Source organism: Bordetella sp. (assembly GCF_057362025.1).
The window spans coordinates 1-13,482 of record NZ_JBMQQZ010000024.1 but is presented as its reverse complement, the minus strand read 5'-3'; the positions used below and the strand labels follow the sequence as shown (position 1 = coordinate 13,482).

11 protein-coding genes, 2 pseudogenes and 1 other annotated feature are annotated in these 13,482 nt (G+C 63.3%); of the genes and pseudogenes, 3 read left to right on the top strand and 10 right to left on the bottom strand.

All coding sequences use genetic code 11. The features are described 5' to 3' along the window. Positions 1-3: 3 nt before the first annotated feature. From ACO1P8_RS06705 to ACO1P8_RS06660, 10 genes are all read right to left on the bottom strand, one after another. Positions 4-1,209 carry an MFS transporter gene (locus tag ACO1P8_RS06705; protein ID WP_486295129.1) on the bottom strand — a complete coding sequence of 402 codons (1,206 nt, stop codon included), beginning with the start codon at positions 1,207-1,209 and terminating at the stop codon, positions 4-6. Positions 1,210-1,214: 5 nt separating this feature from the next. Further along, positions 1,215-1,937: an arsenical resistance protein ArsH gene (gene arsH / locus ACO1P8_RS06700; RefSeq protein WP_486295128.1), complete on the bottom strand. Its 723-nt coding sequence runs from the start codon at positions 1,935-1,937 to the stop codon at positions 1,215-1,217. Between the two features lie 92 nt (positions 1,938-2,029). Next, positions 2,030-3,088 carry an ACR3 family arsenite efflux transporter gene (gene arsB / locus ACO1P8_RS06695; protein ID WP_486295127.1) on the bottom strand — a complete coding sequence of 353 codons (1,059 nt, stop codon included), beginning with the start codon at positions 3,086-3,088 and terminating at the stop codon, positions 2,030-2,032. Between the two features lie 11 nt (positions 3,089-3,099). Then, positions 3,100-3,591, bottom strand: a complete 492-nt coding sequence (locus ACO1P8_RS06690; RefSeq protein WP_486295126.1) for an arsenate reductase ArsC — start codon at positions 3,589-3,591, stop codon at positions 3,100-3,102. A 119-nt stretch (positions 3,592-3,710) separates the two neighbouring features. Continuing rightward, positions 3,711-4,040 (bottom strand): ArsR/SmtB family transcription factor, encoded by a 330-nt coding sequence (locus ACO1P8_RS06685; protein WP_486295125.1) that lies wholly within the window; start codon positions 4,038-4,040, stop codon positions 3,711-3,713. A 115-nt stretch (positions 4,041-4,155) separates the two neighbouring features. Next, positions 4,156-5,337, bottom strand: coding sequence for a nickel/cobalt efflux transporter (locus ACO1P8_RS06680; RefSeq protein ID WP_486295124.1), 1,182 nt, complete (start codon positions 5,335-5,337; stop codon positions 4,156-4,158). Positions 5,338-5,351: 14 nt separating this feature from the next. After that, on the bottom strand, positions 5,352-5,630 hold the full coding sequence (locus tag ACO1P8_RS06675) for a metal-sensing transcriptional repressor (RefSeq protein ID WP_094843293.1): 279 nt from the start codon (positions 5,628-5,630) through the stop codon (positions 5,352-5,354). A 97-nt stretch (positions 5,631-5,727) separates the two neighbouring features. Further along, entirely contained in the window at positions 5,728-6,189 is a 462-nt protein-coding gene (locus ACO1P8_RS06670) for a chromate resistance protein ChrB domain-containing protein (RefSeq protein ID WP_486295123.1), read from the bottom strand. A gap of 61 nt (positions 6,190-6,250) precedes the next feature. Beyond that, positions 6,251-7,450, bottom strand: a complete 1,200-nt coding sequence (locus ACO1P8_RS06665) for a chromate transporter (RefSeq protein WP_486295122.1) — start codon at positions 7,448-7,450, stop codon at positions 6,251-6,253. A gap of 46 nt (positions 7,451-7,496) precedes the next feature. Then, positions 7,497-8,459, bottom strand: coding sequence for a chromate resistance protein ChrB domain-containing protein (locus ACO1P8_RS06660; protein WP_486295121.1), 963 nt, complete (start codon positions 8,457-8,459; stop codon positions 7,497-7,499). A 400-nt stretch (positions 8,460-8,859) separates the two neighbouring features. Here ACO1P8_RS06660 and ACO1P8_RS06655 point away from each other — a divergent pair, with 400 nt between their 5' ends. The 3 genes and pseudogenes from ACO1P8_RS06655 to ACO1P8_RS06645 all read left to right on the top strand — a co-directional run. After that, positions 8,860-11,841 (top strand): autotransporter outer membrane beta-barrel domain-containing protein, encoded by a 2,982-nt coding sequence (locus ACO1P8_RS06655; RefSeq protein ID WP_486295120.1) that lies wholly within the window; start codon positions 8,860-8,862, stop codon positions 11,839-11,841. Between the two features lie 116 nt (positions 11,842-11,957). Further along, positions 11,958-13,197: pseudogene (locus tag ACO1P8_RS06650) on the top strand (IS3 family transposase). Continuing rightward, positions 12,241-12,357, top strand: a sequence feature (AL1L pseudoknot). It overlaps the preceding pseudogene by 117 nt. 32 nt (positions 13,198-13,229) lie before the next feature. Next, positions 13,230-13,482: pseudogene (locus tag ACO1P8_RS06645) on the top strand (IS30 family transposase); the annotation flags it as partial.

Below are 13,482 nucleotides of genomic sequence, written 5' to 3'. Positions count from 1 at the left end.
GCCTTACTTCCTGGGAGATGCGGTCTCGGCCGAAGGCGTCGACGACGCCGGGTTCGTATACGACTGGAGCGAGATCAGCGCGCCGAAGCCCACCACGCTCAGGCCGGTGGACACCCACAAGGCGCCGGCCCCCCAGCGGTCCAGGCAAAGGCCGAACAGCCATGGCGCCAGGGCCTGCGCGATACGCGCGGGCACCATCAGCATGCCTTGCCGCGCGCCGTATCCGTGCGATCCGAACAGCACCAGCGGCAGCGTGCCCTTGGCGATCGTCAGGATGCCGTTGCCGGCACCATGCAGGACCACGAAGACCGAGGCCAGCGGCGCCCCGAACAGAAGCAGCAGCATTGCGCCCACCGGATGGGTCAGCGTGGCGAGGCGCGCCGAGAGCAAGGGATGCACCTTGCGCAGCAGGCCGAACTCCAGGATGCGCGCGCCCACCTGGGCCGGCCCCATCAGCGCGCCGGCGGCCACGGCGGCCGTGAATGTCGCGCCCGCCGCCATCAGCAGACGGGGCAGGTGGGCCGCCAACGCCGTGCTGATAAACCACGTAATGGCGAACACGACGGCCAGGACGATCGACGGCCAGGCCGTGACCGGCGATGCCGGCGTGGGGGCGGTATGCTGTGCCGGCGCATGCGCGGCGGCGCCAGGGGTGGGCAGCAGGGAATTCAGCGGCAAGGCCAGCACCAGATGCAGGCCTGCCCACGCCAGGCAGGCCTCGCGCCAGCCGAACTCGACCTGCAGGAAGCTCGTCAGGGGCCAACCCACCGTGCTGGCGAAACCGGCGAAAAGCGTAATGCCGGAGATGGCCCCGCGCGACTGCTGGCCGTACAGGCGCACCAGCGTGGCAAATGCCGCTTCGTAAAGGCCGCTGCCCATCCCTATGCCCAGAACCGCCCACGCCGCGAACAGCTCCACGGTGGAATGGACATTGCCCAGCCAGCCCAGGCCCAGCGCGAACAGGACATTGGTGGCCATCAGTACCGGGCGCCCACCCCACCGGTCGATCGCCTGGCCCGAATACGGCCCCAGCAGGGCCGATATCAACAGCGCGAAGGAAAAGGCGGCGAAAACGGTGGGGACGCCGATGCCCAGGTCGCGCGCCATGGGCGCGCTGAGCATGGCCGGCAGGTAATAGGACGAGGCCCAGGCGAGCGTCTGGGTCGTGCCAAGCGCGGTCACCACGCTGGTGCGATTCGAGAGGCGCATCGGAATCAAATGGACCGTTGATTTACCCGCTTCGATAGCTGCTCGGCATTTTCCTTTCTTTCGCTGTAGCGATCCACCAGGTAGCCGGAGACATCCCGAGTCAGCAGAGTGAACTTCATCAGTTCTTCCATCACGTCGACCACGCGATCATAGTAGCTCGAAGGCTTCATGCGGCCTGCCTCGTCAAACTCCAGAAACGCCTTCGGTACCGATGACTGGTTCGGGATGGTCAGCATGCGCATCCAGCGGCCCAGCACGCGCATCTGATTTACGGCGTTGAAGGACTGCGATCCGCCCGAGACCTCCATAACGGCCAGCGTTTTGCCCTGGGTGGGGCGGATGGCGCCCAACGTCAATGGAATCCAATCGATCTGCGCTTTCATAATGCCGCTCATCGCACCGTGGCGCTCGGGGGACGTCCACACCATACCCTCGCACCATTGCACCAGATCGCGCAGTTCCTGGACCTTGGGATGCGTGTCGGGCGCATCGTCGGGCAGCGGCAACCCCGAAGGGTCGAAGACCTTTGCCTCGCCGCCCAGCGCCTGCAGCAGGCGCGCGGCTTCCCGGGTCAGCAGCCTGCTATAGGAGCGCTCGCGGACCGAGCCATACAACAGCAGGAACCGTGGAGGGTGGCTTGCGCGCTCAGGCGGCGACAGCAGGCGCGCGGCATCCGGCGCTTCGAACAGCGTCTCGTCGATGTTGGGCAGGGAGATGCCTTCACGCATGATAGTTCTCCTCATCGGCCACTACCTGGCCGTCCTTTTCCGTGAAAACGGTATCGCTCATGGATAGCTCCGAGGGACGGTCATTGACGTGATCAGGCATTCTCGTACCAGCTCCGCGTGCGGTTGACGATCCGCACGACGAGCAGCATCACGGGGACTTCGATAAGAACTCCCACGACGGTGGCCAACGCCGCCCCGGATTGGAAACCGAACAGGCTGATGGCCGCCGCGACTGCCAGTTCGAAGAAGTTGCTGGCGCCGATCAACGCGGAAGGGCATGCCACGCTGTGCGTTTCTCCAGCCCGGCGATTCAGCCAATACGCCAGCGCGGAATTGAAGAAGACCTGGATCAGGATGGGTACCGCCAGCATCGCGATGACCAGCGGCTGTCGCAGAATCGCCTGGCCCTGGAAGGCGAACAGCAGCACCAGCGTCAGCAGCAACGCCGCGACGGATAAAGGACCTATCCTGCCCAGCGCGCTATCCAGCGCGGATTGGCCGCGACGCAGCAATGCCCGGCGCCATGCCTGCGCAATGAGTACCGGGACGATGATGTACAGGCCGACCGACGTCAGCAGCGTGTCCCAGGGCACGGTGATGGACGATAGCCCCAGCAGCAAGCCGACGATGGGGGCGAAGGCGAACACCATGATGGTGTCGTTCAAGGCGACCTGCGACAGCGTGAACAAGGGGTCTCCGCCTGTCAGCCGGCTCCAGACGAAGACCATGGCCGTGCACGGGGCGGCAGCCAGCAGTATCAATCCGGCGACATAGCTATCCAGCTGCCCGGCGGGCAGCCAGGGTGCGAAAACCTGCCGGATGAACAGCCAGCCCAGGAACGCCATCGTGAACGGCTTGACTGCCCAATTCACGAACAGCGTGATGCCGATACCGCGCCAGTGCCGTCGTACCTGCCCCAGGGCGCTGAAGTCGACCTTCATCAGCATGGGAATAATCATGATCCAGATCAGCAGGCCTACGGGCAGATTGACCCGGGCGATTTCCCAATGGCCGATGGACCGCGACACGGAAGGCGCGAGCTGCCCGAAAGCCACGCCCGCGACGATGCAAAGGAAGACCCAAACCGTCAAATACCGCTCGAACACACTCATGGGGCCGGGGGCGGCCCGGGCGATAGTCTCTGCCGGCATGCGCTTTCCCTTCATGCCTTGCCGATGTCGCGCAGTTCGCGCTGCAAGGACATGGCATCCAGGCGCGCCAACGGCAGCGATAGGAAAAGCTCGATGCGGCGCTTCAATACCACCGCGGTTTCGTTGAACGCCTTGCGCCTGGCCTCCTCGCTGCCTTCCACGGCGGCGGGGTCGGGCACGCCCCAGTGGGCCGACATGGGTTTGCCCGGCCATACCGGGCAGACTTCGCCGGCCGCGTTGTCGCATACCGTGAAAATGAAATCGAAGCGCGGCGCCTCGGGGCCCACGAACTCGTCCCAGCTCTTGCTGCGGTAGCCCTGCGCGGGCATGCCCAGGCGTTCCAGGGTAGCCAACGCCATCGGGTGGACGGAATCCTTGGGATGGCTGCCTGCCGAATAGGCATGGAATCTTCCCTGGCCCAGCCCGTTGAGCAGGCCTTCGGCCAGGATGGAGCGGGCGGAATTGCCCGTGCAGATGAACAGCGCGTTGTAGACCGTGGACATGATGTTCCTGGAGGAATGCGGGGTTTTATGAGGGAAGAAAACGTTCTATCGGGGGGAAAGAGCGGGCGGCTGTCCGCAGATGCCCGGGCGAACACGCGATCGCTTCATGCGGCGCCCGCTCAGCAGTCCTGGCATAGCCCCGCGGCGTCGGGAACCATGCAGGCCTCGCCTTGGCAGCAGTTTTCGGTCAGGTAATCCATCAGCCCAGTCATGTGGCCGAATTCCGCGCGATAGATCAGGTTGCGGCCTTGTTGTTGCGTCGTCACCAGTCCCGCGTGGGCAAGCTCCTTCAGGTGAAACGACAGCGCATTGCGTGCCACGCCCAACCGATCGGCCAGGACGCTGGGCGTCATTCCCTGGGGGCCGGCGACCACCAATGAGCGAAACAGGCGCAAACGCTGCACATGGGCCAGCGCCGCCAGGGCGGAAACGGCTTGATCTTCGGTCATATTGGTTCAATGGTTCAATGATTATTGAATCATAAGCGATATCGGCATACCGCTCAAGCGATATGTACGCGAAGTCAGGCGGTTTGGTGCGAGTAAGGCTTCGAGCGCCAGCAGCTTATGCCATCGCGCCGATACCCATCCATCCATGGATACCGACGTAAACCCCGACCGCGATGATCAGCAGGCTGGACAGATAGGGCGCCCGGCTTGCGACGGTGGAAAACCAGCTATACCGCTTGGTCACGTGGCGGACGCTCCAGGCCGCGGCCACGCCCACCGAAACCAGCGTCAGGGCGAGCCCTACGGAAAAGCACAGCACCAGCGCCGCGCCCAGGGATACCTGTTTGAGCTGCAGGCACAGCAGCAATACCGTGATGGCGGCCGGACAGGGGATCAGTCCGCCGGTCAGTCCAAAGCCGAGAATCTGCCAGTTGGTGACCCTGCGGTCCGCGAACCTGCGCCGGATATCGTTGGCGTGCGCCAGCGCGTGCGCATCCTGGTACTCGCCCCCCGACACGTCCAGCCCGCGCATTTCTTCATGAATGTGGTCATGCTGACTGGGGGCGTCCTCGATGAAGGCCACATCGTAGCTGTGGGCATGATGGCCGTGGGCAAGCACTAGCCTGGCCATGAACTGGTGGGGTTCCCGAATCTCGTCCACAGATTCCAGGTAGCCATCGCGTGCCGCGAAGCGGAAACGCTGCTTCGCGCCGTCCGTCCTTTCCGTTTCCACGCTTACGTCCTCGGCCCGCCAGTGTGCGCCCCGCTCCACCGTCAGCCGCCAGCGGGGCGGGGTGCCGGCTTCATGGATACGCAGCGCGACCACGCCGTGTCCGGTATCGATACGCCGGCTTTCGTCGTGGGCGTGGGCGTGATCGTGGTTGTGATCATGTCCGTGATCGTGAGAATGGTCCTGGTGATCGTGCTCATGCGAGGCCGCGTGCCGCAGGCGCTGCTCCTTCAAGGTGCGCATGAACATCCACAGCGCGATCGCAATGATCACTACCGCGGAAGCGACCTGGAAGTAGGGCTCCAGCGCCTCGGCGTCGACGCCTCGCCATAGATACATACCGCCCAGGGCGATGCCCCAGACAATGAGGGTGTGCGACACGGTGGCGCTGACGCCGAGCAGGACTGCCTGCCCTATCGTGCCCCGGATGGCAACGATAAAAGCCGCCATCATGGTCTTGGAGTGGCCCGGCTCCAGTCCGTGCAAGGCACCCAGCAAGATGGCGCTGGGAATGAAAAGCCAGGCATGGCTGCTGCCTTGCTGGATAAGCTCGGTGAACGACAGCATCTTTGGGGTGTGCCCTACAGGTACTTGGTGATTTCCTTGAACTCGTCCACGGTGCGGCGGCGCGCTTTGTCCACGTCGCCCACCACGTCTTCCAGGCAATGGTCGATGTGGTCCTGGATGAGTATCCGCTTTGCCTGCGTAATGGCCTTCTCGACGGCATGCAGTTGCTGTGCGATATCCAGGCAGGGACGTTGCGCTTCGATCATCTGCACGACACTGCGCAAGTGTCCTTCAGCCCGTTTCAGGCGCTTGGCCACGGTTTCGTGGTGCAGGTGGGGATTGGGTGTATCCATGTTTGCTATGCTATCCCCCTGGAGGGGATGTGTACAGCCGCACGTGCCCGCGCGGCGTAAAGCGGCTACCTATCCGGATGACAGGCGCTCGCCCGCATCAAGCGGCGATGCGCGGCGGCCATTGGTGTGTTTCGTCCTGGCATGACCGGCACCAGGCATAGAGGGCGTCGTACATTACCATCCCGTGCTCCAGCATCTGGTGGTCGTCCTGGTATATGTTTGACAGGCCCAGCGAGATAGCGTACAGGCCCCCAGACTGCAGGGTCAGATCGAGGCGCGAAGTATCGGCTCCGCGCACGATGTCCGACAATCTTTGCAGGGCGTGGTCCTGCCCCAGCTTGTATTTGGCCAGGAAAGCATCGAAGCTGCACTGGTCTCCGACGTGCGAGAGCTCGGCGCCCGGGATGTCGTAGGGAATCGCGTCCCGTTCCCTGGCCGTGCGCAGCACTTCGTTTGCGGGCACGTACAGAAATTCCGGTGCCTGATCGATAAATCGGGCAATCAACCATGGGCAAGCGATACGGTCGATTTTGGGGCGCTCTCGGGTAATCCATTTCATGATCGTCTCCTTGGGTAATGCGCAATTCAGTCCATATACCGATCAAGCCCTCCATGAAAAGTCAGGTGGAATGCAGCAGGGGATAGACCGCCAGCCCGATCGCCGCGGCAACCGCCACGATCGCCGGCTCCGGCAACTTCTTGATCCGCAGCAGCAGCGCCGCCGCGGTCGCGGCCAGCAGCAGCGTTGGAAGATCGACGATCGAACGTTGCGCCAGCACGATCACTGCGCCCGTGATGGCGCCCACTGCGGCGGCCGTTACGCCATCGACAAAGGCCAGGATGGCGGGCACCTTGCCGTATTTTTTGAAGTACGGCGCCGGCAGGATGGTGAACAGATAGCACGGGAGAAACGTGGCGCCGGCGGCCACGACCGCACCCGGCAGCCCGGCGACCAGATACCCGATAAAGCCCACGGTGATGACCACCGGTCCGGGCGTGATCATGGCAACCGCCACCGCATCCACGAATTGCTTTTCACTCAGCCAGTGGAACTGCGTGACCACGCTGCCATAAAGGAATGGCACGATCGCCAACCCGGAACCGAATACGAAGGCCCCGGCCTTGGCGAAGAAAATGCCGATTTGCCATAACAAGGATGCGTCGATCGTGTTCAGCGTGCCGCCCACGGCAGGCAGGGCGGTGGCCACGGCGGAATGAAGATTTCCCTGCCTTGGCCATTTGGGCGGCGCCCGCCGGAACCACACGACGATGCCCGCGGCCAGGAAAAGCCATGCGATTTCCGTTTCGGTGGCAACCGTCACCGCCGCAAGCACCAGGTAGACGGCCCATAGCAGCTTGTCCCTGCCTACGCTTTTGACGGTGAGCTTGTACGCGCTGATGGCGATAATACCTATCACCGCGGCGCCGACGCCATAGAAGACCGATCTCATCCAATCCAGTCCCCCAAAGCGGGTGTACGCCCATCCCAGCGCCACCACCATAAGGAAGGAAGGCGACACGAAGGCGATGCCCACCAGGGTGGCGCCCACGATGCGGAAATGCACGTATCCCAGATAGATCGCCAACTGCGCCGCCAGCGGCCCGGGCGCCAGTTGCGCCAGCGCCAGGCCTTCCTTGTAGTCGCCTTCCGCGATCCACTTGCGTCGTTCCACCAGATCGCGGTGCATGTAGCCGGCCAGCGCCACGGGGCCGCCAAAACCCAGTGTCCCCAGCCGCGCGAAATAGGCGACCAGTTCCCAAAGCGTATACCGCGGCGGCGCTGTGGGCGGCGCAGGATCGGCCGGTGGGGATGCGTTCATTGAAGTCTCCGTCAAACCGAGGGACAGGGGCGGGCGCCCATAGCCCCTACGCCATCCGCGAATTTGAGAAACAGGCGTAAAGCGAGTCCAGCACCACGCCGATTTCCGCCACGAGGGCGTCGTCGTCGTCCAGGCGCTTGCGGGCCCCGGTCAGCATGGCTTCGAAGCCGGCCGCCTCCGGCACGATCGCGCCTCCCACGTCCAGCGCATGCACCATCGCGCCCAGGCGTTTCAAGCCCCTGTTTCCATCCAGGCCGAAGCTGGCCGTCAGTACTTCGAAGGACACACGGTCACCCACATGGGTAAAGGTCGCGCCATCGAAGTCGAAGCCCAGCGCATCCGCCGGGCAATCGGCGGGGGTGTCCAGCCACAGGAAGCGCGCCCCCGGATCGATAAAGCGCTGGATCAGCCACACGCAGGCGACGCGATCCACCCAAAGATGGCGGCGGGTCGCCCAAACCCGGCCCTGGTGGCGCATGGGATCGCGCCTGGGAATACTGCCGGCGGCCGCATGCGGCTCTCCGGGCGACAGAATGGCGTCCACGGCATTCGAAAAGTCGCGCCATTGCGCTTGCGCGCCTGCGGACGCTGCGGTCGGAAAGAAATCGATCCTGCGAATGGTCTCGTAGGCACGTTCGTGGCGGCGTAGCGAGCGGGCAAGCGCCGCGGCCGGGATCTTGGACAGCGATAGGCGTGTCTCGGCCAATCCGGAAAGCCAGGCCGCATAGTCCTCCGAGCGGTCGAAAAGAGCCTGCAAGGTAGTCCTCTCGTCCTGGTCTTGCGCGAGCACCTGCAACAGCCACCCCTGCCCGCCGTCCTGCCTGGCCTCGTCGGCCAGCGCCCTGAATTGCCCCGCTTGCTCCGCGTCCGCTGGAAGAACGTATGCGCCATCCCGCAACGGCACGGCGCCCAGCGCCTTGACCGCGCGCCATATCCGCATGCGCGCCGTCGCGCCCGCTGTCGGCAGGCTGACGATAAGGAGCAGCCAGTGGATGGGTAGGGTAGCCATGGGGGCAGCATAGGGTGACGTAGGAGGTGCTGCAATGATGTAGTGATATCTACATAGACTGGCCCATCCAAGTCGGCTCAGCGCAAATTGTTAACAATTATTAAAATCCGCCATTTTTCCTCGTTGATCGGAAATAATCCGGCTTCAAAATGCAACCTACCGCAACCGTTGGCGCAACATATGCCCTGCATCTGGTCGTCGTACGCGAAGTGCATCGCCGTCAAGGGACATCCAGCCTGCGGGCCCTAGCGGTCTCCTCATCTGTCCGCGCTCGATAGCGCGAACGCGCCGGACACGCCTCCCAAATTCAAAAACTGCCGTTGCTACGCCATCGCCGTAGCGCGGATCTGTTCGTCCTCGTTATTCAAAAGCTGGGGCACCGCCCCGAGGAGAAGCTGCAATGCCACCCCCCGCCAAGAAGTCCAATGCCCGTCGAGACCAGACCGTCCGTCCCATTCGGCCGACCTTTCGCTTAAAGGTATCGGTGCTTGCGCTTGCCGCGGGACTATCCGCGACGGCGTTGGCGGGCAATGGGGGCACAGGCGGGACGCGTACAGGCTCGGACTCTCTGGGCGGTGGCGCGGCCGGTGTGAATGGCGCCTCACCTGATGGAGGGTACGGACCTTTCACCGGCACCACCCGAAAGGGCGGTGGCGGTGGGGCAACCAATCTGACGACAGGTTTTGGCGGCAGCGGCGGAATGGGCGTGAGTTTCACCAATGATCCCACCGTGGTCGCCCCTGCCAGTACAGGAAGCGCAGGTGCCGAAGGTATTTCAATCGTCGACCACTCGATCACGGGCGGTGCAGGGGCCAACGGTGCGGCAGCGACTGCAACAGACAATAGCGCTGGCGGCGGCGGTGGGGGGGTTGGCGTTACCAGTGGCGTCGATCTGCTCGTGCAAAGCGGCGCCACGGTAACGGGCGGGGCCGGAGGAGCCGCCTTTGGCAGCCTCGTCAGTGATACCGGTGCTGGCGGTGGCGGTGGCGGCGGCGCGGGCGTTTTTTCGTCTGCCAATGTGACCATTCAACAGGGCGCTGCGATCATCGGCGGCGCGGGGGGAACTGCCAGCGCTTCCATCGGCGGCGGCGGCGGTGGCGGTGTCGCGGTCATCCTGAGCGGACACGGAACGGTTTCCAACTCGGGATCCCTGACCGGCGGTGTCGCGGGACGCGCCCGGGGCGGTACCGTTGGGGTGTCCGGGCAAGCCGGTTCCGGCGGTGAAGGCGCCTGGATTGCGAATGGCGGCACGCTCATCAACACATCCGATGGCGTGATCACCGGCGGTGCTGCCGTACAGTTCACCCAACTCGGCACCGCTTACCCTAAACCGGTTGGAGGTATCGGGGTCGTGGGAGAAAACGCCACGATAATCAATGCGGGTGCGATCACAGGCGGACAAAACTGGATTGCCTCGGCCGGGATCGCCAATGCGATTCAGTTCATCGGCGGCGTGAACTCGTTGGAACTTCAAGCGGGCTCGACGATTACCGGCAATGTCGTGGCGTTCAGCACGGCGGACACGCTTAAGTTGGGCGGAACGACCAATTCGAGCTTCGATGTCTCCACGATAGGCGCGAGCGTCCAATATCAGGGTTTCGGACTTTTCGAGAAGACGGGAACCAGCACGTGGACCTTGACGGGTACGTCGACCGAAGCGATGCCATGGACAGTGCAGCAAGGAACGTTGGCACTCGGTAGCGCGGTTTCGCTTACCAATTCCACCTTCACCGTAAACAATAGCGGCACCCTGGCACTCAATGACGGCGCCGCGCTGACCAATTCCGCTTTCACGATCAACAACGGCGGCACGGTACAGGTGGGTGGTTCGAACACCATTTCAGCCGTCGCGATCAACTCGGGCGGCAGGCTGATCGGCAACGGCACGGTCGGCGCGACCACCGTGCATGCCGGCGGCATCGTTGCGCCAGGCAACAGCATCGGGACCCTGAACGTCAATGGCGCCTATACGCAGGAAAAGGGCGGCGTCTACCAGGTCGAAGTCGATCCGAACTCTTCCGCATCCGACCGCATTGCTGTCACGGGCACGGCGGCGATCCAGGATGGCGCGATCCTGAACGTCACCAGGACGACAGCGGCACCTTATGTGCTTGGAACAAAGTACACCGTGCTGACGGCGACCAACGGCGTAACCGGCAGCTTCGATGTGACCGGCGACACCGCCCTTACCGCCTTCTACGGTCTGGCGCCCACCTCGGATGCCAACAATTCCTATCTGGAAGTCAAGCAAACGAAGTCCATCACGGACATCGCGACGACGGGCAACCAGGCCGCGGTAGCGAGCGGGTTGGATTCGACAGGGCCGAACAGCGCGGCCGCCGCGCCGGTGCTCAATCAGCAAACGGACGACAACGCACGCATGGCGCTCGATCAATTGTCGGGCGAAGTCTATGCATCGGTGCAAAGCGCGATGCTGGAGAGCAGCCATTTCACGCGCGATGCGGTCAGCGACAGGCTTACGGACACGTTCACCTGTCCGACCAACGGCGATAACCGCATGAACGCGCAAATTTCCGGCACGACCGGCTGCGGCACATCGCGTCCCACGGGATGGGCACGTTTCTATGGCAACTGGGGGCATATCGATAGCGATGGCAATGCCAGCCGCTTGAATACCTCCTTGGGTGGCTTCTTCATCGGTGCGGATATGCCGGTCGCCGCCAACTGGCGCGCGGGTGTGCTGGCCGGATATAGCCATGGCAGCTATAACGTAAGGGGCCGTAGCGCCTCTGCGGAGAGCGACGACTACCACCTCGGCCTGTACGGCGGCACGCAGTGGGGTGCCTTGGGCTTCAGGACGGGGGCGACCTATACGTGGCACGACATCAGCGCGGATCGCAGCATGGCGGTACCGGGATTCGCCGACCATATGAGTTCCAACTACAACGCAGGCACGGCCCAGATATTCGGCGAGCTGGGATATCGCATCGACATGGGGCGCTCGTCTGTGGAGCCGTTCCTGAACGTCGCCTACGTGAGCCAGCACGCCGAAGGCTTCGATGAAAGCGGGGGCGCCGACGCGCTGCATGTTGGCAGCCAGGACATGAACACGGGCTTCAGCACCCTGGGGCTGCGCGGCAAGACCACGTTCATGTTCAACGGCACCGAAGTCCTCGCCAAGGGATCGGTGGGCTGGCGCTATGCGGTGGGCGATGTGAAGCCCACGGTGTCGGAATCGTTCTCTGGCGGGTCGTCGTTCGATATCTCCGGTGTGCCGATTGCCCGCAACCAGGCGGTGGTCGATTTGGGCCTTGGCGTTCATATCACCCGTAACGCGACCATCAGCCTTTCATACAACGGCCAGTACGCGTCGGGTGTGACGAATCAGGGTGTGATGGGGGCGCTGAACATCGCCTTCTGATTCATAGAGTGGGCAAGTAAGCTCGCATTCGTAGTGGTGGCATGATTGGCTGCGCCAAGATTGCATGAACCGCCCCGGGTTTTGCGGAGGTTCTCACTCTTGAGAGAATGTGAGCCATGAGCAAGAACAACGCGAACAAGTTTTCCCCGGGAGTGCGCGAGCGCGCCGTGCGCCTGGTGCAGGAGTCCCGCGGCGAGTATCCGTCGCTGTGGGTGGCGGTCGAGTCCATCGCGCCCAAGATCGGCTGCTCGGCGCAGACGTTGCTAACCTGGGTCAAGCGCCACGAGGTCGACAGCGGTCAGCGCGAAGGTGTCACCACTAGCGAGCGAGAGCGCGTCAAGGCCTGGAGCGGGAGAACAGAGAACTGCGCCGCGCCAACGACATCCTGCGCACGGCCAGCGCTTTTTTCGCGCAGGCGGAGCTCGACCGCAAACTGAAGTCGTAAACACCTACATCGACCGGCACCGGGAGGTCTACGGGGTCGAGCCGATCTGCAAGGTGTTGCAGATTGCCTCGTCGGCCTATCGGCGCCATGCCGCGCGGCTGCGCGATCCGTCAAGACGCAGCGACCGTGCCCGCCGCGACGAACGGCTCCTGCCACACATCCAGCGATGTCTGGCAGGAGAATCATCGCGTCTACGGCGCCGACAAGGTATGGCGGCAACTGAACCGAGAAGGCGTGGCGGTGGCCCGCTGCACAGTCGAACGCCTGATGCACGCTCAGGGGCTGCAAGGTGTGCGACGAGGCAAGCGGCTGCGAACGACCATTCCTGATGATGCCGCCAGCCGGCCAGTGGATCGGGTCAACCGGCAGTTCCGGGCCGACCGGCCGAACCAGTTGTGGGTCTCGGACTTCACCTACGTCTCGACCTGGCAGGGCTGGTTGTACGTGGCCTTCGTCATCGACGTCTACGCCCGGCGCATCGTCGGCTGGCGCGTGAGCAACTCCATGACGACAGACTTCGTGCTCGATGCGCTGGAGCAGGCGCTATATGCCCGTCAGCCTGGCAACGACGGTTCTCTGACCCACCACTCAGTAGGGGATCGCAGTACGTCAGCATCCGCTATAGCGAGCGCCTGGCCGAAGCGGGCATCGAGCCGTCGGTCGGAAGTCGTGGCGACAGTTACGACAACGCCCTGGCCGAAACCATCAACGGTTTGTACAAGGCTGAACTGATCCATCGCCGCACGCCCTGGAAAACCAGGGAATCCGTCGAACTGGCAACCCTGGAATGGGTCGCCTGGTTCAACCATAAACGCCTGCTCTCATCCATCGGCAATATCCCGCCGGCCGAAGCTGAGGCAAACTACTACAACCAACTCGGGCCCCCGTCCGACGAGGCCGTTTTACTTTAACCAAACAGCCTCCGCGATTCCCGGGGCGGTTCAATTGGGAGGGCGATCTCATTGCGGGAGCAGATCAAAGCGCTATCGCCACGATCGTTGACAGAAGCACGCGCTTCACCGTGCTTTGCCGGATCAAAGATAAGCGGGCCGAGACTGTCACCCGAGCCCTTGCCGGGCAAATGCGCCAGCTTCCTGCTCAACTGAGGAAAAGCCTGACATGGGACCGTGGGGTAGAACTGTCAGCACACAGGAGCTTTAGTATGGATACCAATATGGCCGTTTATTTCTGTGATC

What these genes read in the sequence shown, in the direction of transcription:
- ACO1P8_RS06705 (WP_486295129.1), bottom strand. Translation starts at nt 1,209, where the DNA reads ATGCGCCTCTCGAATCGCACCAGCGTGGTGACCGCGCTTGGCACGACC.
- arsH (WP_486295128.1), bottom strand. Translation starts at nt 1,937, where the DNA reads ATGCGTGAAGGCATCTCCCTGCCCAACATCGACGAGACGCTGTTCGAA.
- arsB (WP_486295127.1), bottom strand. Translation starts at nt 3,088, where the DNA reads ATGCCGGCAGAGACTATCGCCCGGGCCGCCCCCGGCCCCATGAGTGTG.
- ACO1P8_RS06690 (WP_486295126.1), bottom strand. Translation starts at nt 3,591, where the DNA reads ATGTCCACGGTCTACAACGCGCTGTTCATCTGCACGGGCAATTCCGCC.
- ACO1P8_RS06685 (WP_486295125.1), bottom strand. Translation starts at nt 4,040, where the DNA reads ATGACCGAAGATCAAGCCGTTTCCGCCCTGGCGGCGCTGGCCCATGTG.
- ACO1P8_RS06680 (WP_486295124.1), bottom strand. Translation starts at nt 5,337, where the DNA reads ATGCTGTCGTTCACCGAGCTTATCCAGCAAGGCAGCAGCCATGCCTGG.
- ACO1P8_RS06675 (WP_094843293.1), bottom strand. Translation starts at nt 5,630, where the DNA reads ATGGATACACCCAATCCCCACCTGCACCACGAAACCGTGGCCAAGCGC.
- ACO1P8_RS06670 (WP_486295123.1), bottom strand. Translation starts at nt 6,189, where the DNA reads ATGAAATGGATTACCCGAGAGCGCCCCAAAATCGACCGTATCGCTTGC.
- ACO1P8_RS06665 (WP_486295122.1), bottom strand. Translation starts at nt 7,450, where the DNA reads ATGAACGCATCCCCACCGGCCGATCCTGCGCCGCCCACAGCGCCGCCG.
- ACO1P8_RS06660 (WP_486295121.1), bottom strand. Translation starts at nt 8,459, where the DNA reads ATGGCTACCCTACCCATCCACTGGCTGCTCCTTATCGTCAGCCTGCCG.
- ACO1P8_RS06655 (WP_486295120.1), top strand. Translation starts at nt 8,860, where the DNA reads ATGCCACCCCCCGCCAAGAAGTCCAATGCCCGTCGAGACCAGACCGTC.